At 70.7% G+C, this 314-nt stretch carries 1 protein-coding gene; it reads right to left on the reverse strand.

Annotated elements, in window-relative coordinates; translation table 11 throughout:
• The coding region (locus ACG0Z3_RS23300; protein WP_394402451.1) for an IS66 family transposase zinc-finger binding domain-containing protein at positions 1-292 on the reverse strand (292 nt) is incomplete at its 3' end.
• Positions 293-314 lie beyond the last annotated feature (22 nt).

Here is a 314-nt window from a genome sequence, read left to right on the forward strand (position 1 = left end):
CGCCCGCGCCACCCCAGCTGGCCAGCGTGGAGCGCGGCGTGTGCACGCCCGAGCGCGCGTTGATCGGCTCTTGGCGGTAGTAAGGCAGGTGGTCGACGAAGCGGCTGATCAGCGTGTGGGCCACCAGGCCGGCCGCCGGGATGCCGCCGTCGACGACGTCGGGCTCAGCGGGCTCCTGGCGCAGCACCTGGCAGCACCGGCAGGCCCACTTGCCGTAGATGTGACGGTGCACGAAGAACTTGGCCGGCACGATGTCCAGCTTCTCGCTCACGTCCTCGCCGATGCGCTGCATGGGTTGGCGGCAGTCGGCGTTG

The sequence above is a fragment of the Pelomonas margarita genome, from assembly GCF_043555875.1.
GTDB lineage: Bacteria > Pseudomonadota > Gammaproteobacteria > Burkholderiales > Burkholderiaceae_C > Pelomonas > Pelomonas margarita.